Origin of the sequence: Streptosporangium jomthongense (assembly GCF_042650425.1) — a bacterium.
GTDB lineage: Bacteria > Actinomycetota > Actinomycetes > Streptosporangiales > Streptosporangiaceae > Streptosporangium.
Map to the genome: position 1 here is coordinate 133,069 of NZ_JBHSBC010000032.1, position 16,632 is coordinate 149,700.

A 16,632-nucleotide genomic window follows, 5' to 3' on the forward strand; every position below is an offset into this window, starting at 1 on the left:
CGCGGCGCGCGTCCTCAGCCGAGGAGCTCCGCGATGACGGGGGCCAGGGCGCGGAAGGCACGGCCCCGGTGGCTGATGGCGTTCTTCTCCTGGGCCGAGAGCTCGGCCGCCGTACGGCTCTCGCCCTCGGGCACGAAGATCGGGTCGTAGCCGAAGCCGTTGGCGCCGCGCGGGGCGTCGATGATCACCCCGTTCAGGGTGCCCTCGATGATGCGCTGCTCACCGGAGGGCAGCGCCAGAGCCGCCGCGCACGCGAAGTGGGCGCCCCGGTGCTCCTCCGGCACGTCGGACACCTGGGCGAGCAGCAGTTCCAGGTTCGCCCGGTCGTCGCCGTGCCTGCCCGCCCAGCGGGCGGAGAAGATGCCCGGCATGCCGTTCAGCGCGTCGACGCACAGGCCGGAGTCGTCGGCGATGGCGGGCAGGCCCGACTGCTCGGCGACGGCGCCCGCCTTCAGCAGGGCGTTCTCGGCGAAGGTCAGGCCGGTCTCCGCGACGTCACCGATCTCGGGGAACTCCTCAAGCCCGAGGATCTCGGCCGTGATCGAGGCGTCGGCCAGGATCCGGCGCAGCTCGGCGATCTTCCCGGCGTTCCTGGTCGCCAGGACCAGTTTGATCGAGGAGTTCACGCCAGCGCCTCGCGCTGCAGGCGGGTCAGCTCCACGCATCCGGCGGCGCCGAGGTCGAGCAGTTCGTCGAGGGCGGCCCTGTCGAACGGCTTGCCCTCGGCGGTGCCCTGGACCTCGACGAACTGGCCGCTTCCGGTCATCACCACGTTCATGTCGGTCTCGGCGGCGACGTCCTCGGTGTAGCAGAGGTCGAGCAGCGGCGTGGAGCCGACGACGCCGACAGAGACGGCGGCGACGGAGTCGATGAGGGGGTCGCCCGCGCACATCTTCCGCTCGCGCATCCACCGCACCGCGTCGGCGAGGGCCACGTAGGCGCCGGTGATCGCGGCCGTGCGGGTGCCGCCGTCGGCCTGGAGCACGTCGCAGTCGATCACGACGGAGTTCTCGCCGAGCACCTTGTAGTCGACGCAGGCCCGCAGGGAACGGCCGATGAGGCGGGAGATCTCGTGCGTCCTGCCGCCGATCCTGCCGCGCACCGACTCACGGTCGTTGCGGGTGTTGGTCGCCCTGGGCAGCATGGCGTACTCGGCGGTCACCCAACCCTGGCCGCTGCCCCTGCGCCAGCGGGGCACGTTGTCCTGCACGGAGGCGGCACACAGCACCCTGGTGCCGCCGAACTCGACGAGCACCGACCCCTCTGCGTGGGCGAGCCAGCCACGGGTGATGGTGACGGGGCGAAGCTGATCGGGAGAACGTCCATCTGCGCGAGCCATGGACCTCACCCTAGGGCCTTTCACGCCTCCAGGTCGTAGTGGGCACCGCTGCGGGCCAGTTCGATCCGGCCGGCGAACCCGCCCCGCGACGCCTCGTCGAGAACCCGTTCGGTGGCGTTCCAGGGGACCAGGTGGGTCAGCACCAGGGTGCCCGCGCCCGCCGCCGCCGCGTGTTCGGCGGCCTGGCGCCCGGTCAGGTGCAGGTCGGCGGGCAGGTCAGGGCCCTCGACGAAGGAGGCCTCGCACAGGAACACGTCCACCCCCGAGGCGAGTTTGACCAGTTCGGCCGACTCCCCGGTGTCCGCGGAGTAGGCCACGGAACGGCCGCCGTGGGAGACGCGGAAGCCGTAGGTCTCGACCGGGTGGTTCACCCTGGCGGCCGTCACCTCGAAGGGGCCGACCCGGAAGACGCCGGGCGACAGCCGTACGAAGTCGAAGGCCGTCTCCAGGCCCGGCTCGGCGGGCATGCCGTAGGCGGCGGCCAGGCGGCGGGGCGCGTCCGCGGGGGCGTGGACCGGCACGCGGGGCAGCGGGCCGTGCGGGGAGTAGGTGCGCACCACGTGGTAGGAGCAGATGTCGAGGCAGTGGTCGGCGTGCAGGTGGGACAGGCAGATCGCGTCCACGTCGTAGAGGCCGATGTGCCGCTGGAGCGCGCCGAGTGAGCCGTTGCCGAAGTCCAGCAGCATGCGGAACCCCTCGGCCTCCAGCAGGTAGCAGGAGGCGGGGCTGTCAGGGCCCGGGAAGCTCCCGGAGCATCCGATGATCGTCAGTTTCACGGCGGCCTCCTACTCGCTGTCTGTCACGTTACGTCGCGTGCCACCGGGGGCTCCCACCTCAGCGGGTCATCCGGTGGACCCGCTGCCCGTTTCCCCTGACGGGCCCGCCGTCCCCGGCGCCGTCACCGACCGTCGCGAGTTCGACCGCCTGGATCTCGGGGCCGAGGAAACGCTGGCCGAGCCTGGCGAACAGGTCGGTGTCCCCGGTGGTGGTGAACCTGTGCGCGGCGGGGCCGCCGGTCGCGGCCATGCCACGGTCGTGCAGGACGCGGTAGACGTCCTTGGCCGTCTCGTCCGCACTGGAGACCAGCGTGACGCCGTTGCCCGCGACGTAGGAGATGGGGCCGGTGAGCAGCGGATAGTGGGTGCAGCCCAGGATCAAGGTGTCGCAGCCGTCGTGCAGCACGGGTTCGAGATACTCCCGGATGGCCTCGATGACCTCCTCGCTCGTCGTCTCCCCCCGTTCGACGAACTCCACCAGGCGGGGCGCGGCCACCCCGGTCAGCCTGACGTCCGGGGCGGCGGCGAAGGCGTCCTGGTAGGCCATCGACTCGATCGTGGCCCTGGTCCCGATCACCCCGACCCTGCCGTTCCTGGTCGCCTGTACGGCCCGGCGCGTCGCGGGCTGGATGACCTCGACGACCGGCACGTCGTAACGCTCGCGGGCGTCCCGCAGCACCGCCGCGCTCGCGCTGTTGCACGCGATCACCAGCATCTTGACGTCGTGCTCGACGAGGTGGTCCATCACCTCAAGGGCGTAGGCCCGCACCTGCGCGATGCTCTTCGGCCCGTACGGCTGGCGTGCGGTGTCCGCCACGTAGAGGAGTGACTCGCTCGGCAGCTGGTCGATGATCGCCCTGGCCACCGTCAGGCCGCCGACCCCGCTGTCGAAGATTCCAATGCTTGCTTGCGACACGGTTCCCAAGGTTAGGCGACCTGGGACGACCGCTCACGGTAAGAATCCTCACAACACGATCAATCATCGCGAAAAGATCAGCCGCGCCCCACCCTGGCGAGCTGCCGCGACTGGGCGACGAGACGTCCGGCCGAGTCCCAGACCTCGACCTCCTCGTCGAACCAGCCGTCACCGATCAGCCGTCCGCTGCCGAGCAGGGTGAGCCAGCCGGGGGCGGGCAGGGCGCGCAGGTGCCAGGTGAGGTCCACGGTCGGCGCCCAGCCGCGGGCGCCCGCGGAGAAGACCACCGGCGGCAGGCAGTCGACGGCCATCGCCAGCACGTAGGGATCGGGTTCCCTCCCCTCGGCCAGCCGGAAGTAGGCACGGGCCTCGGGACGCCCGGTGGGCCTGCCGTCGAGCCAGCCTGCGGTCGGCGGGTCGAAGGCCAGTTCCATCCGCTCGTTGAGCGTCATGCCCGAGCCGGGATCGGGGACGGGCGGCCTGAAGCACTCCTCGATGGGGGGCATGGTCGCCGAGGGACCGTCGCTCCAGTCGGGGGCGACGTCGTTCAGGGTGGCGGTCGTGACGAGGGTCTCGATCAGCGGGACGTCGTCCTGCAGGAGGGTCGCCCTGGTCATCGTGACGGTCCTGCCCGACTTGAGCGGTTCGAGCCGCACCCTGGCGGGGCCGGGCGGGGCGACGCGCAGGAACTGCGCGCTGGTGGTCACGGGGTGCTCGTGCGGGGAGGCGTCCACGACGGCGCGCAGCAGTACGGCCAGCAGGTAGCCCCCGTTGAGCGGTCCTCCGACGGCGTATCCGGGGTCCAGGTGCACGTCGTAGGTGGTCTCGTCCACCCGGACCGCCCGCGTCGCCTCATCGAACTTCGTCATCCACGCTCCCCGAACTATATTCTGGAAGGGTCACTCTATCGGGTTTGACCGGTATTCCTGGCTCCCCTTGGCATATGTCACCTTTTGGAAGAAGACGGGGTGTTTCCCGGGAAGATCAGCGATCTCCGGCGTGCGGGCGCGTTGGATGGAGCAATCGCGTGGTTAGTTCAATGCAAGCGGGTTGCTACCGATGTGCACTAACTTCTCGGTATCCGAGAGAAGTCCACATTGTGAGTGAGCATGTCTGCCAACAACCCCCCCGGCCAGCCGCCCTACCCGGGCCAGGAACCTGACAGGACGATCGCCTACCGGCCACAATCTCAGGGCTACCCCCAGGACGGCGGTTACCAGCAGCCCGGCTACGGCCAGCAGCACCAGGACCAGCAGCCCGGTTATGGCCAGCAGCCCGGTTATGGCCAGCAGCCCGGCTACGGTCAGCAACCTGGCTACGGCCAGCAGCCTGGTTACGGCCAGCAACCCGGCCACGGTCAGCAGGCGTACGGCCAGCAGGCGGGGTACGGCCAGCAGGCCCAGCCGGGTTATCCGCAGAACTACGGCCAGCAGCCCGGCTACGGCCAGCAGCCCACCTGGCAGCAGAACCCGGACTTCCTCGGCCCCGGGCAGCCGACCGCCCGGCCCGCCAAGAAGGGCAGGGGCTGGCTGATCGGGTTGATCGCCGCGCTGGTCGTCGCCCTCGTCGGCGGTGGCGGCGCCTTCGCGGTCAGCCTGCTGAGCGGCGGCGGCACCCAGCCCCACGACGTGCTGCCCGGTGACGCGATCGGCTACGTGCGCCTGGACCTCGACCCGGCCGCCAACCAGAAACTGGCGCTGTTCAGCATCGCCAGGAAGTTCGACGTCACCCGCTCCTCCTTCACCGGGGACGACCCGCGCAAGGCGCTGTTCGACCTGATCAAGGAGGACGGCGGCCTGGACAAGATCAACTACGCCACCGACGTCGAGCCCTGGCTCGGCAGCCGCATCGGCGTCGCCGTGCTCTCCCCGACCAAGGCGGGCGCGGAGCCGGGCGTGGTCGTGGCCGTGCAGGTCTCCGACCAGGACAAGGCGAAGGCCGGGCTCTCCAAGCTGATGGGCGGCGCGAAGTACGGCGTCGCCTTCCGCGAGGACTACGCGCTGCTCGCCCAGACCCAGGACCAGGCCGACCAGGCCGTCAGGGTCGCGCCGCTGTCCGACAACACCGCCTTCTCCGACGACCTGAACGCCCTGGGCGAGACCGGTGTCCTGTCCTTCTGGCTCCACGCCGGGAAGATCGCCGACTTCGCACCCGAGGTGGCCACCCGCAACCCCGAGGCGCTCGCGCAGGTCAAGAACCTCAGGGTCGCCGGCGCGCTGCGCTTCGACGGCGACTACGTCGAACTGGCCGGCGTCACCCGTGGCGCGCAGAACCTGGACATGGGCCAGCCCGAGACCTCCAGGATCAGCACGCTTCCCGCCTCGACCGCCGCCGCCCTGTCCATCTCCGGTCTCGGTGACGTCGTCGGCAAGCAGTGGGCCCAGATCCTGAAGTCCGCCGACCAGACGGGCGCCGGTCTTCAGCGGTTCGCCGACCAGGCCCAGCAGCAGTACGGCCTCGCCCTGCCCGCCGACCTGTCCACGCTGCTCGGCAAGAACCTGACCCTGGCCCTGGACTCCAGGGGCCTGGACGCCAACCAGCCGAAGTTCGGCGCCCGCGTCATCACCGACCCGGCCAAGGCCCAGGAGATCGTCGCCAAGATCGAGAAGGCCCTCGCCGACTCCGGCACCACGACCCCGCAACTGGCCAAGGCCCCCGGCGACGGCAGCTTCGTGCTGGCCAGTTCCCCCGAGTACGCCGCCGAACTGGCCAAGGACGGCACCCTCGGCGACGACGAGGGCTTCAGGCTGGCGGTCCCCGACGCCGAGAAGGCGACCTTCGCCGCCTATGTCGACCTCGACAAGCTGGAGCACCTCTACCTGCAGAACCTCCAGGGCGAGGAGCGGGCCAGCCTTCAGGTCCTGAAGGCCGTGGGCATCAGCGGAACCCAGTCGGGCAGCGACTCGACCTTCTCCATGCGGCTGGTGTTCAACTGACCCTTCCCGAACCCACCGTCTGAGGGCGGGCGTCCCACCCGGGACGCCCGCCCTTTCGCGTTTCTCCCCGCCGTGGACCACGGCCCCGCACCCCTCGACGCGAACCCGCGAAGCCGGTGAACCGATCCCCCGTCTCCGACGTGTCATCGTCGTGAAGTCCCTGCCCGTGATCGTGATCGTCCTGGCCGTCGCCGGGTGCGCAACCGCCGTACTGGCCTCGCGGTCGGCCGCCGGGCCTCCTGCGGCCCCGCCGCCGTGCCCGCAGCGGTGGGGCGGCGAGGCCCCCGGCGGCTGGGTGCCCGGACCCTCCGGCGTCGCCGGGGCCGGAGGGTCCCTCGTGCCCGGCGATCCGGTCTCGGCGCTGATCTGCGCCTACCCCGGGGACAACACCCACCCCGGCGGCACGCGGCTGGCCGGGTCCAGGTCCCTGACGGAAGGAGCCGTGGCGATGGCCCGCGACCTGGACTACCTTCCCGCCGCCGGGAAAACGCCCTTGGGGCCCTGCACGCTGATGGGCGGCCCGATGACCAACTACCTCGTCCGTTTCGTCTACGACGACGGGAAGGTCCTGTGGCTGGGCAGCGCCGAGGAGGTCAACTCCTGTGTGACGACCACCAACGGCGCCGTCAGCAGCCCCTCCTACATCGGGCCGGAGATCACCGCCGCCTACGAGAGCGGCACCTGGCGCCCCGTACGGCCCGCCGACCCCTGCCAGGGCCGGCCGACCGGCCGCAGGGGACAGAACAAACAGATGGTGCCCGAGGGAGCCGTCTCGGTCCTGGCCTGCGGGCAGTCCGACCGGCCGGACGCGCCTGCCGTACGGCGGGAGCACGACGCCGAGACCGCCGAGTCCCTGACCAGGGCCCTGAACTCCCTTGGGACCCGGCCCGGCGACAACACCTGCCGCCGGATCTCGGACCTGCGCGAGCGGCCCTTCCAGCTGCGCTTCCGCTATCCGGACGGCCCCGCCGCGATCGTCGACGTCATGCCGGGCTGCGTCCCCATGGTGAACAACGGCCTGCTCCAGGCGGACGCCGACGACACCGTCCGCGAGCTCACAAAGGCGGCCTCGCCCTACGCCCGCTAGGGACCCCCATCCCGGAAGGCCTTCTCACGGCCTCCCGGGGGCCACGGGGAGAAATCAGGCCCAGAGCTGGCCTTCGAGGCGTTCCTCGGCCTCGTCCAGGGTGCCCTCGTAGGCGCCGGTCGACAGGTACTTCCAGCCGCCGTCGGCCACCACGAACACGATGTCGGCGCGCTCGCCCTCCTTGAGGGCCTTGGCCGCCATGCCGAGCGCCCCGTGCAGGGCGGCACCGGTCGAGACACCCGCGAAGATGCCCTCGGTGGACAGCAGCTCCCTGGTCCGCCGCAGCGCGTCTCCCGAGGAGACGGAGAAACGGGTGGTCAGGACGTCGGGGTCGTAGAGCTCGGGGATGAAGCCCTCGTCCACGTTGCGCAGGCCGTACACCAGCTCGCCGTAGCGCGGCTCGGCGGCCACGATCCGCACGCCGGGGACGCGCTCACGCAGGAAGCGGCCGACGCCCATCAGGGTGCCGGTCGTGCCCAGGCCCGCGACGAAGTGGGTGACGGACGGCAGGTCCTCCAGGATCTCCGGCCCCGTCGTCTCGTAGTGCGAACGCCAGTTGGCCGGGTTTCCGTACTGGTAGAGCATCACCCAGTCGGGGTTCTCCGCCGCCATGCCCTTGGCGACCCGTACGGCCTCGTTCGAGCCACCGGCCGCCGGGGAGGAGACGATCTCCGCTCCCCACATCCGCAGCAGCTGACGGCGCTCCTCCGAGGTGTTCTCCGGCATCACGCAGATCAGCCGGTAGCCCTTGAGCCGGGCGGACATCGCCAGTGAGATGCCCGTGTTGCCGCTGGTGGGTTCGAGGATCGTGCAGCCGGGCCGCAGCAGCCCGTCCTTCTCGGCCTGCTCGATCATCCACAGCGCCGGGCGGTCCTTGATCGAGCCCGTCGGGTTGCGGTCTTCGAGCTTGGCCCAGATCCGCACGTCCTGTGAGGGGGAGAGTCGGGGCAGGCCGACCAGGGGGGTACGACCTACCGAGTCGATCAGTGAGTCAAAGCGCATGGTGTAGGGCTTCCGCCTCGTGTTAACAAACCAGAAACATCGGCGTGGGCCACCACCGAACCGGTGGTGGCCCATATGTCTCGCTAGCGGGAGCCGCCGGCCACGGCCGGAAGGACGGTGACCGTGTCGCCGTCGGCGACGGGGGTCTCCAGGCCGCCCAGGAAGCGGACGTCCTCGTCGTTGAGGTAGACGTTCACGAAACGGCGCAGCGCGCCCTTGTCGACCAGACGGTCCTTCAGCCCGGGGTGCCGGGAGTCCAGGTCGCCGATCAGCTCCTCCAGCGTCGCGCCCTTGGCGTCGACAGCCTTGGCACCCTCGGTGAAGGTGCGCAGGATGGTGGGAATGCGAACCTCGATGGCCATCGCGGGTCAGTCTCCTTGTGTCGTCGTGCTGTCGTCGGGGAGGCGTCCACCGGTTCGGAACACCGGTGGGCACGGGGGGATTCCGGAGTGAGGTCCGGAGCTGTCATCAGCGACAGTCGTAGACGACGACGGAGGGGGTGTGCGCGAACAGGAAGTTCTGCACGGGCGCGAGGCCCGCGTTCCCGGCCCACGCATCGGGACGTGAGAGCACGACGTCCTCCTGGCTCGGGTCGGCGGTCATCATGACCGCCAGTCTACCCAACGGGTTTTCCTCCCCCATTGCCGTGTCACCCCCGAGACGGCCGTCACGCTGGGACGATCTTGACCTCTTCCTCGGTCACCACGCCGTCGAGGATGCGGTAGGACCGGAACTCGACCTCCTCGCCCAGTTCCTCGCGGGTGGAGACCAGCACGTAGTGGGCGTTGGGCTCCGAGGCGTAGCTGATGTCGGTGCGTGAGGGGTAGGCCTCCGTCGAGGTGTGGGAGTGGTAGACGACCACCGGCTCCTCGTCGAGGTCGTCCATCTCGCGCCAGACGCGCAGCTGCTCCAGCGAGTCGAAGCGGTAGAAGGTCGGCGACCGTTCGGCGTTGACCATCGCGACGAACCGCTGCGGGGAGTCGGAGCCGATCCGTCCGGCGATCACGCCGCAGGCCTCGTCCGGGTGGTCGGCCCGTGCGTGCGCGATGATCCTGTCAACCAGTTCCCGGGAGATGGTGAGCATGCCTGGAAGTTACCAAAGGGCGTGAACCAGGGTCTCCTGGAGGTAGGTCAGCCAGTCGTACAGGACGAGGACCGGATAGCGGGGGTCGTCCTCGCTCATCCCCGCCAGCTCGTTGTGGGCCTCCTCGGTCACCTCAAGCCGGGTGCCGAGGACCAGCCGGACGTCGTTCAGGGCGCGCATCCAGGCCCGCGCCTGCTCCAGGGTGAGCTCGGCGTGACCGGTCTCCAGGCCGTCGAGCATGGTCTGCGCGTCGGCCCGCTTGCCCTCGCGCAGGGTGGTCTCGGTGTAGCGGCGGAAGTCGGCCGACTGTTCGGCGTCCTCGTAGGCGGAGGGGAAGAGCCTGGCGAGCACCGGGTCGTCGGGCTTCTCCGCGGGTCCGATGCCCAGCGCGCGCTCCAGCGGGTCGTCCCCCGTCTCACCCGGTTCGACCAGGTCCAGCGTGTGGGAGGCCAGCGATCTCAGGATGGAGACCTCGGCGTCGTCGAAGTTCGTGACGACGCCGCCCTCACGGCCACGGCTGAATCCCGAACTCACCGTTCGCTCACCACTTTCGTTCGTCCGCACGCCTCACACGCCACGGCGCCCTCTGATGTCACCTTCTGATGTCACCGTCTGATGTCACCGCCGCGTCGGGCGGGCCGCACTCACGAGTCCTGCTGCAGCGTGGCCCACAGCCCGTAGGAGTGCATGATCTGCACGTCGCGTTCCATCTCCTCGCGCGTGCCGCTCGACACCACGGCCCTGCCCTTGTGATGCACGTCCAGCATCAGTTTCTCCGCCTTCTCCTTCGAGTATCCGAAGACGGATTGGAAGACATAGGTGACATATGACATCAGGTTGACCGGGTCGTTCCAGACGATCGTCAACCACGGCCGATCGGGCCGCACGTCGATCGACGGACGCTCGACCTCCATTGGAGCAGTGCTACCCACGTACCCCAGTCTGCCCTACCTCGGGCTTAGTCTTCGACTCGTGAGTACGAGCATGAGCAGCGCGCTGCTGACCGACCACTACGAGCTGACGATGCTGCAGGCGGCGTTGCGCGACGGGGTCGCCTCCCGGCGGGCGACGTTCGAGGTGTTCGCCAGGCATCTGCCCGAGGGACGGCGCTACGGGGTGGTGGCGGGCACCGGGCGCCTGCTCGACGCGCTGCGCGACTTCCGGTTCGGCGAGCGTGAACTGGCCTTCCTGCGGGAGAACCGGGTGGTCGACGAGCCCACGCTGGAGTTCCTGTCCGGCTACCGCTTCTCCGGCGACGTGTACGGCTACCGCGAGGGAGACTGCTACTTCCCCGGCTCCCCCATCCTGACCGTCGAGGGCACCTTCGCCGAGGCCGTGCTGCTGGAGACCGTGGTCCTGTCCATCCTCAACCACGACTGCGCCATCGCGGCCGCGGCCTCCCGCATGGTCCACGCCGCCGGGCCGAGGCCGATCATCGAGATGGGTTCGCGGCGCACCCACGAGATGGCCGCCGTGGCCGCCGCGCGGACCGCCTACCTGTGCGGGTTCGCCTCCTCCTCCAACCTGATGGCGGGCCACCTGTACGGCGTGCCGACCGCCGGGACGGCCGCCCACGCCTTCACGTTGCTCCACGACTCGGAGAAGGCGGCCTTCCGGGCCCAGATCGACTCCCTCGGCGCCGGGACCACGCTGCTGGTCGACACCTACGACGTGGCGGAGGCCGTACGGACCGGCGTCGAGCTCGCGGGACCCGACCTGGGGGCGGTCAGGCTCGACTCCGGTGACCTGGCCGAGGTCGCCTACGCGGTCCGCGCCCAGCTCGACGAGCTGGGCGCCCACAAGACCCGGATCATCGTCACCAGTGACCTGGACGAGTACACCATCGCCGCGCTCGCCGCCGCCCCCGTCGACGGCTACGGCGTCGGCACCTCGCTGGTCACCGGTTCCGGGGCGCCGACCGCGGCGCTGGTCTACAAGCTCGTCGCCAGGCAGGACGAGGAGGGGGTGATGCGCCCGGTGGCCAAGCGGTCGGTGGGCAAGCCGAGCCGGGGCGGTCGCAAGCACGCCTTCAGAAGGCTGGACGAGTCGGGTACGGCCGACGCCGAGCTGGTCACCGTCTCCGGCGAGCGGCCCGCCGGCAGTCGCCCGCTCCAGGTGGAGCTGGTGCGCGGCGGGGAGATCGTGGGCGGCGAGCCGCTGGAGGCCGCCCGTGAGCGGCACCGGCTGGCCGTCGCCGAACTGCCCGCCACGGCCCGTCAGCTGGCCAGGGGCTACGAGGCCGTCCCCACCGTCTTCGACGAGTGAGGACGGGCGAACCCGGCTGCCGGACACGGCCTCGGACGTGTTTGACTGGCCCCATGGCAACAGCGCTGATCGTCGTCGACGTCCAGAACGACTTCTGCGAGGGGGGCAGTCTCGCGGTCGGCGGTGGCGCCGAGGTCGCCGCCGCCATCTCCAGGCACGCCGCCTCGCACGGCTACGACCACGTCGTGGCCACCCGTGACTTCCACGTCGATCCCGGCGACCACTTCTCCGCCTCCCCCGACTACGTGGACTCCTGGCCCGCCCACTGCGTGGCCGGGAGCCACGGCGCGCTGTTCCACCCCGCCTTCGACACCGCCGGGGTCGAGGAGGTCTTCAGCAAGGGCGCCGACGCCGCCGCCTACAGCGGTTTCGAGGGCAGCGCCCCGGACGGCACGAGCCTGGCCGAGTGGCTGGCGGCCCGCCGGGTGGACACGGTCGACGTCGTGGGCATCGCCACCGACCACTGTGTGCGCGCCACCGCCCTGGACGCGGTCCGCGAGGGGCTGGCCGTACGGGTGCTGCTCGACCTGACGGCGGGGGTCGCCAGGGGGACGACCGAGGCGGCACTCGACCAGCTCAGGGCCGCGGGGGCCGTTCTCACCGGCGAGCCGGTGCTCCGTTCCTGACCGGCCTCCCGTATGCGGCCACAGGCGGGTCATCAAAGGTCAAAGGCCGCCGCCGCCCGGCACGGCAGGAGCTAGTTACGGAGAGTCGTATCCCATGACCTCCGGTGGTGATCCCACATGCTCCTGCTCGGCATCTCGTGGCTGGTCCTGGCTCCGCTCGGCCTGTGGCTGGTGATGCGGGGCCGCGGCTCGGCCCGGGTCGGAGGCGCTTTCGCGCTGGTCGGCCTTGAGGCGACCACGTTCTGGATCAGCGGTCCCACGCTGACCAGGCCGACGATCCCGCTCGAACAGCCCGCTGCCGTCTCCTCGGCCACGCCCCGCCCCTCGGCGTCCCCGACGCCCACGGAGGCGTCCCCTGAGCCTGCGCGGCCCGCACGGAAAACGGCACGGAAAACGGCACGGGAGACATCAAAGGAGACGTCGCGGAAGGCGTCACGGAAAGTGCCGCGGAGGGCGTCCGGGCCCTGCCGGGCGCCGGTCAGCGCGAGCGCTGGACGGCCCACTGGCGGATCTTGTCGATCCGCTCTTGGACCTGTTCGGCGGTCGCCTGGGCGATAGCCGGGCCGCCGCAGGCCCGGCGCAGCTCGGCGTGGATGACGCCGTGGGGCTGGCCGGTGCGGTGGTTCCAGGCCCCGACCAGGGTGTTGAGCTCGCGGCGCAGGTTGGCGATGAGCTCGTGCGGGGCGACCTGCGTCTCCTTGGGCTCGGGGGCGGCGCGCTTGGCCTTCAGCTGGTCGGACTGCCGTTTGCTCAGCAGCGTGCGCACCTGGTCGGGCTCCAGCAGGCCGGGCAGTCCGATGAAGTCCTCCTCCTCGGGGGAGCCCGGCTCGGCGCCGGTGCCGAACTCGCCGCCGTCGAACAGGACCCGGTCGAAGGTGGCGACCGCCTCAAGCGTCTCGAAGGGCAGCTCGTCACCGACGACGTCAGGGTTGTCCTTCTTGCGCTGGGCGTCGTCGAGCAGGAAGTCGTCCAGGCCGTCCTCCGGCGGCTTGCGGTCGAGCACGTGGTCGCGCTCGGCCTCCATCTCCCCGGCCAGGCCCATCAGGGTCGGCACCGAGGGCAGGAAGACCGAGGCCGTCTCCCCGCGCTTGCGCGCCCGCACGAAACGGCCGACGGCCTGGGCGAAGAACAGCGGGGTCGAGGTGCTCGTGGCGTAGACCCCGACCGCCAGGCGCGGGATGTCGACGCCTTCGGAGACCATCCGGACCGCGACCAGCCAGCGGTCCTGTGAGGCCGAGAACTGCTTGATCTTCTTGGACGCGTCGGGGTCGTCGGAGAGCACGACCGTGGCGCCCTCCCCGGTGATCGTGCGGATGTGCCTGGCGTAGGCGCGGGCCGTCTCGTGGTCGGTGGCGATGACCAGGCCTCCGGCGTCGGGGACGCCCCTGCGCACCTCGGTCAGCCGCCGGTCGGCGGCGTGCAGCACCTGCCGGATCCAGTCGCCCTTGGGGTCGAGGGCGGCCTTCCAGGCCTGGCCGAGCTGGTCCTTGGTGAGCGGCGTGCCCAGCGTCGCGGCGATCTCGTCGCCCGCGCGGGTCCGCCAGCGCATCTCCCCCGCGTAGGCAAGGAAGATCACCGGCCGGACGACGCCGTCGGCCAGGGCCGGCCCGTAGCCGTATGAGTAGTCGGAGACGCTGCGCCGTACGCCCTCGCCGTCCTCGGCGTAGGTGACGAACGGGATCGGGTTGACGTCGGACCTGAACGGCGTGCCCGTCAGGGCCAGGCGCCGGGTCGCGGGCTCGAACGCCTCGCGCACCCCGTCGCCCCAGGACTTCGCGTCACCCGCGTGGTGGATCTCGTCGAAGATGACCAGGGTCTTGCGCGCCTCGGTCCTGGCGCGGTGCAGCGCCGGGTGCATCGAGATCTGGGCGTAGGTGACGGCGACCCCGACGTAGTCGCGTGAGGTCGCGCCCTGGCTGTTCTTGAACTCCGGGTCGATGGCGATGCCGACCCTGGAGGCGGCGTCGGCCCACTGTTGCTTGAGATGCTCGGTGGGTGTGACGATCGTCACAGCCCGGATGAGCCCGCGCGACAGCAGCTCACTGGCGATGCGCAGCGCGAAGGTCGTCTTGCCCGCGCCGGGCGTGGCGACCGCGAGGAAGTCGCGCGGCTCACGCCTGAGGTACAGGTCAAGCGCCTCCTGCTGCCACGCGCGCAGCTTCGGCGCGGTGCCCCAGGCGGCACGGTCCGGAAACGAGGGGGACAGGTGGGAGGCGGCGAAGGTGCTCACAGTGTCATCAGAGTAATCGCCGCAACCGTCAGGCGTGCCGATCGGGCGAGATCCTCGCCGATAACGCCCCCGCGTGCTAGGGCCCCTCCCATCCGGGTACGGCCCGCCCCACGGCCGCCGCCCGCCGCCCGCCACCAGGCCCTCACCGGCGCCGACGCCCGCTCCCCCACCCGCCGTCACGCCCTGACGCCCCCCTGGGACCCCGGGGGAACACCCGAGGCCCGTGGGGGCCCTTGCGGGCCGGAGTAGGGGCTAACGGAGCCCGGAGATCACCTTGTCGATCGCACCGCGCAGGGCGGGATCGTCGGGCTGGGCGACACCGACCACGACGACCGGTTCGCCGCCCTTCCCGGTGAGCAGGACCAGCCTGAGGTAGGCGGGCCGGTTGACGACGTCGTGGTACTCCGCGCGCAGGGAACGGCTCCGTCCGGTCCGCCCGTTCACGGTGACCGCCCGGTCGTCGACGACCTTGACCTCGTCGCCGTGGAGCAGCAGCCTGCCGTACAGGTCGGCCAGACCGGCCGCGGTCTTGGCGGGGTCGTCTCCCGGCTCGGCGGGCCCGGTCATGACCGTCACCGCGCCGTCGCCGCCCGCGATGGAGGTGAACCCGGTGACCGGCGGCACCGCGCCGACCCGCCAGCCCGCGGGCAACGGGTACGTCACACCCGTGACGGGGTCGCTCACCACGGCGGGCCTGGTGGCGGCCTGGGCGTCCGAGGGGGCCTGCCACAGCAGCAGCGGGGGGAGCAGCACGGCGACGGCGAAGCCGACCGCGAGACCGGCCGCCGCCGCCACCGTCCCGAGGAGCAGGCGCCGCAGCCGCCCCGCCCTGCTGGGGGGAGGCGCCACGGGTGAGCCGTACCAGCGGGCCGAGGGCGGCAGCTCGTCCTGGGGGGAGTCGTCGTCGTTGAGCGGCCAGGGCCGGTGGGTCTCCCAGACCGACTCCTCCGGCCAGATCCCCTCCCCCTCCCGCCGTGCCCTGCCCAGGCGCCGGGCACGTCCACGCCTCCAGAACGCCCAGGGCCCGGCGGTCCGCCCCCGGAACTCCTCCGAGGTCCATCCCCGCAGGTCTCCGTCGTCGGTCTCCTCGGACACCCAGCCGCCACGTCCGCCGTCGACCGGCGCGAGCACCGGCGTGGGCACCGTCTCGCTGTCCGCCGTCTCGCTGTCCGCCGTCTCCGGGGTCTCGGCCGGTCTCGGCGCCTCTGGGGGCTCCGCCTCGTCCCGGTCCCAGAGCGAGGCCCGGTGCTGGGCGGGACGCGGACGCCTGTCCGGTGGCCATGCCCCCGGCGCCCCCGACACCCCGGACTCCCCCGGCGTTCCGCCCGTCTCCGCCACCGGTGACCACACCAGGTGGCCCTCGTCCCGGCCGTCACGTGCCTCCTGTGAGACGTCGGGCTCGTGCGGCTCGGCGGGGGGCTCAAAGGTGGGGGCGGCGTGAGCCCGGGTCTCCTGGGCCGCGTAGGGAGCGCTTCCACGACGCGTGCGACGCGGCGTGTCCTGTGGCACGCGGGACGCGCCGGAGGCGTCCTCCCCCTCGGGGCGCTCCGGCGGCCACGCCTGGCGAGGTCGTTCGTCCACGACGTCTGCCTTCCCGGTGGTCACGGTTCTACCGTCCTACCATGCCCGTCCTTACCCGGTCCGGCTATAGATGATCGTCGTCAGCGGGAAAACGACCGGCTCAGGCGGCTTCCCGCATGCGGCCCGCGACGGCCACCCCCAGCAGCCCGACCGCCGCCATCAGGACGGCGATCGTGGTGTAGCCGGTGGCGATGTCGTCGTGGCCGATCACGTTGATCAGCACTCCGCCGAAGCCGATCGTCAGGGCGCTGCCGAGGGTGTCGACGACCTGGAGGGCGGCGGAGTTCGCGCCCTGCTCGGCGTCGGGAGACTGGCGCATGGCGGTGACGTTGACGCTGGTCATGGCGATGCCCATGCCGAACCCGGCGAGCACCCAGGCGGGCACGGTGATCCAGCCGGTCACCCCGGGCACCAGCGCGAGCAGGGTGAGCAGGACGCCGGAGGTGACCGAGGCCGCGCCGAGCCGTACCAGGCGGGGGCGGTCGAACTCGCGCCTGGACTGCAGGTAGGAGCCGGTCGTCCAGCCGAGCGCGCCGATGGTGAGCGCCACTCCGCCCTCGATCACCGAGAAGCCGCGCACCTGGGTGAGCAGCAGCGGGATGAAGGAGTTGATCCCGAAGAAGGAGGCGGAGAGCACACCGCGCATCATCACCGTGGTCGACAGGCCCCGGCCGAACATGAGCGCCCGGCGCGGCAGCAGCCTGGGCAGGCCCGCGGCCAGCAGCGCCAGACCGGCCAGGGTGGCGGACCAGCCGACCCCCGGGTTCAGGTGCAGGAGGTCGACGCCGTA

Annotated in this window: 19 protein-coding genes; 4 read left to right on the top strand and 15 right to left on the bottom strand. The window is 71.2% G+C overall.

Annotated elements, in window-relative coordinates:
* Positions 1–14 precede the first annotated feature (14 nt).
* From ACFOYY_RS26190 to ACFOYY_RS26210, 5 genes are all read right to left on the bottom strand, one after another.
* Positions 15–665, bottom strand: coding sequence for an XTP/dITP diphosphatase (locus ACFOYY_RS26190; RefSeq protein ID WP_386192956.1), 651 nt, complete (start codon positions 663–665; stop codon positions 15–17).
* The gene (rph, locus tag ACFOYY_RS26195) at positions 623–1,339 is read right to left on the bottom strand and encodes a ribonuclease PH (protein ID WP_352009597.1); all 717 of its coding nucleotides are present in this window, start codon (positions 1,337–1,339) and stop codon (positions 623–625) included. The genes ACFOYY_RS26190 and rph overlap by 43 nt, the downstream gene beginning before the upstream one ends.
* A gap of 20 nt (positions 1,340–1,359) precedes the next feature.
* Complete coding sequence (locus ACFOYY_RS26200) at positions 1,360–2,115, bottom strand: MBL fold metallo-hydrolase (RefSeq protein ID WP_352009598.1); 756 nt, start codon at positions 2,113–2,115, stop codon at positions 1,360–1,362.
* Between the two features lie 58 nt (positions 2,116–2,173).
* A complete protein-coding gene (gene murI / locus ACFOYY_RS26205; protein WP_352009599.1) occupies positions 2,174–3,031 on the bottom strand; it encodes a glutamate racemase in 858 nt (285 codons plus the stop codon).
* Positions 3,032–3,108: 77 nt separating this feature from the next.
* Positions 3,109–3,900 carry a thioesterase family protein gene (locus ACFOYY_RS26210; RefSeq protein WP_352009600.1) on the bottom strand — a complete coding sequence of 264 codons (792 nt, stop codon included), beginning with the start codon at positions 3,898–3,900 and terminating at the stop codon, positions 3,109–3,111.
* A gap of 240 nt (positions 3,901–4,140) precedes the next feature.
* Between ACFOYY_RS26210 and ACFOYY_RS26215 the strand changes: the two genes are divergently transcribed.
* Both ACFOYY_RS26215 and ACFOYY_RS26220 read left to right on the top strand, forming a co-directional pair.
* The gene (locus tag ACFOYY_RS26215) at positions 4,141–5,967 is read left to right on the top strand and encodes a DUF3352 domain-containing protein (protein ID WP_386192960.1); all 1,827 of its coding nucleotides are present in this window, start codon (positions 4,141–4,143) and stop codon (positions 5,965–5,967) included.
* A 151-nt stretch (positions 5,968–6,118) separates the two neighbouring features.
* Entirely contained in the window at positions 6,119–7,054 is a 936-nt protein-coding gene (locus ACFOYY_RS26220; RefSeq protein ID WP_386192963.1) for a hypothetical protein, read from the top strand.
* A gap of 54 nt (positions 7,055–7,108) precedes the next feature.
* Here ACFOYY_RS26220 and ACFOYY_RS26225 read toward each other — a convergent pair whose 3' ends face one another.
* The 6 genes from ACFOYY_RS26225 to clpS form a co-directional block, all read right to left on the bottom strand.
* Entirely contained in the window at positions 7,109–8,056 is a 948-nt protein-coding gene (locus ACFOYY_RS26225) for a PLP-dependent cysteine synthase family protein (RefSeq protein ID WP_352009603.1), read from the bottom strand.
* 83 nt (positions 8,057–8,139) lie between these two features.
* Positions 8,140–8,418, bottom strand: coding sequence for a MoaD/ThiS family protein (locus tag ACFOYY_RS26230; RefSeq protein WP_352009604.1), 279 nt, complete (start codon positions 8,416–8,418; stop codon positions 8,140–8,142).
* Between the two features lie 106 nt (positions 8,419–8,524).
* Complete coding sequence (locus ACFOYY_RS26235) at positions 8,525–8,662, bottom strand: hypothetical protein (protein WP_352009605.1); 138 nt, start codon at positions 8,660–8,662, stop codon at positions 8,525–8,527.
* Positions 8,663–8,723: 61 nt separating this feature from the next.
* Positions 8,724–9,140, bottom strand: a complete 417-nt coding sequence (locus tag ACFOYY_RS26240; protein ID WP_386192967.1) for a Mov34/MPN/PAD-1 family protein — start codon at positions 9,138–9,140, stop codon at positions 8,724–8,726.
* A gap of 9 nt (positions 9,141–9,149) precedes the next feature.
* A complete protein-coding gene (locus ACFOYY_RS26245; RefSeq protein ID WP_352009607.1) occupies positions 9,150–9,674 on the bottom strand; it encodes a DUF2017 domain-containing protein in 525 nt (174 codons plus the stop codon).
* A 110-nt stretch (positions 9,675–9,784) separates the two neighbouring features.
* Positions 9,785–10,054 carry an ATP-dependent Clp protease adapter ClpS gene (gene clpS, locus ACFOYY_RS26250; protein WP_386192970.1) on the bottom strand — a complete coding sequence of 90 codons (270 nt, stop codon included), beginning with the start codon at positions 10,052–10,054 and terminating at the stop codon, positions 9,785–9,787.
* Positions 10,055–10,124: 70 nt separating this feature from the next.
* Between clpS and ACFOYY_RS26255 the strand changes: the two genes are divergently transcribed.
* Together ACFOYY_RS26255 and ACFOYY_RS26260 are read left to right on the top strand one after the other, a co-directional pair.
* The gene (locus ACFOYY_RS26255; RefSeq protein WP_386194058.1) at positions 10,125–11,405 is read left to right on the top strand and encodes a nicotinate phosphoribosyltransferase; all 1,281 of its coding nucleotides are present in this window, start codon (positions 10,125–10,127) and stop codon (positions 11,403–11,405) included.
* 53 nt (positions 11,406–11,458) lie between these two features.
* Positions 11,459–12,031 carry an isochorismatase family protein gene (locus ACFOYY_RS26260; RefSeq protein ID WP_352009609.1) on the top strand — a complete coding sequence of 191 codons (573 nt, stop codon included), beginning with the start codon at positions 11,459–11,461 and terminating at the stop codon, positions 12,029–12,031.
* Between the two features lie 71 nt (positions 12,032–12,102).
* Here ACFOYY_RS26260 and ACFOYY_RS26265 read toward each other — a convergent pair whose 3' ends face one another.
* The 4 genes from ACFOYY_RS26265 to ACFOYY_RS26280 form a co-directional block, all read right to left on the bottom strand.
* Complete coding sequence (locus tag ACFOYY_RS26265) at positions 12,103–12,375, bottom strand: hypothetical protein (RefSeq protein ID WP_352009610.1); 273 nt, start codon at positions 12,373–12,375, stop codon at positions 12,103–12,105.
* A gap of 134 nt (positions 12,376–12,509) precedes the next feature.
* Positions 12,510–14,261, bottom strand: coding sequence for a DEAD/DEAH box helicase (locus ACFOYY_RS26270; RefSeq protein ID WP_352009611.1), 1,752 nt, complete (start codon positions 14,259–14,261; stop codon positions 12,510–12,512).
* A 252-nt stretch (positions 14,262–14,513) separates the two neighbouring features.
* Positions 14,514–15,866, bottom strand: a complete 1,353-nt coding sequence (locus ACFOYY_RS26275; RefSeq protein WP_386192974.1) for a hypothetical protein — start codon at positions 15,864–15,866, stop codon at positions 14,514–14,516.
* Between the two features lie 76 nt (positions 15,867–15,942).
* A partial coding sequence (locus ACFOYY_RS26280) for an MFS transporter (RefSeq protein ID WP_386192977.1) occupies positions 15,943–16,632 on the bottom strand: 690 nt, incomplete at its 5' end.

Excerpts from the sequence above, each read along its gene's own strand:
- ACFOYY_RS26190 (WP_386192956.1), bottom strand. The coding sequence starts at position 665 with ATGCGTGGAGCTGACCCGCCTGCAGCGCGAGGCGCTGGCGTGAACTCC.
- rph (WP_352009597.1), bottom strand. The coding sequence starts at position 1,339 with ATGGCTCGCGCAGATGGACGTTCTCCCGATCAGCTTCGCCCCGTCACC.
- ACFOYY_RS26210 (WP_352009600.1), bottom strand. The coding sequence starts at position 3,900 with ATGACGAAGTTCGATGAGGCGACGCGGGCGGTCCGGGTGGACGAGACC.
- ACFOYY_RS26215 (WP_386192960.1), top strand. The coding sequence starts at position 4,141 with ATGTCTGCCAACAACCCCCCCGGCCAGCCGCCCTACCCGGGCCAGGAA.
- ACFOYY_RS26225 (WP_352009603.1), bottom strand. The coding sequence starts at position 8,056 with ATGCGCTTTGACTCACTGATCGACTCGGTAGGTCGTACCCCCCTGGTC.
- ACFOYY_RS26230 (WP_352009604.1), bottom strand. The coding sequence starts at position 8,418 with ATGGCCATCGAGGTTCGCATTCCCACCATCCTGCGCACCTTCACCGAG.
- ACFOYY_RS26235 (WP_352009605.1), bottom strand. The coding sequence starts at position 8,662 with ATGATGACCGCCGACCCGAGCCAGGAGGACGTCGTGCTCTCACGTCCC.
- ACFOYY_RS26240 (WP_386192967.1), bottom strand. The coding sequence starts at position 9,140 with ATGCTCACCATCTCCCGGGAACTGGTTGACAGGATCATCGCGCACGCA.
- clpS (WP_386192970.1), bottom strand. The coding sequence starts at position 10,054 with ATGGAGGTCGAGCGTCCGTCGATCGACGTGCGGCCCGATCGGCCGTGG.
- ACFOYY_RS26255 (WP_386194058.1), top strand. The coding sequence starts at position 10,125 with ATGAGCAGCGCGCTGCTGACCGACCACTACGAGCTGACGATGCTGCAG.
- ACFOYY_RS26260 (WP_352009609.1), top strand. The coding sequence starts at position 11,459 with ATGGCAACAGCGCTGATCGTCGTCGACGTCCAGAACGACTTCTGCGAG.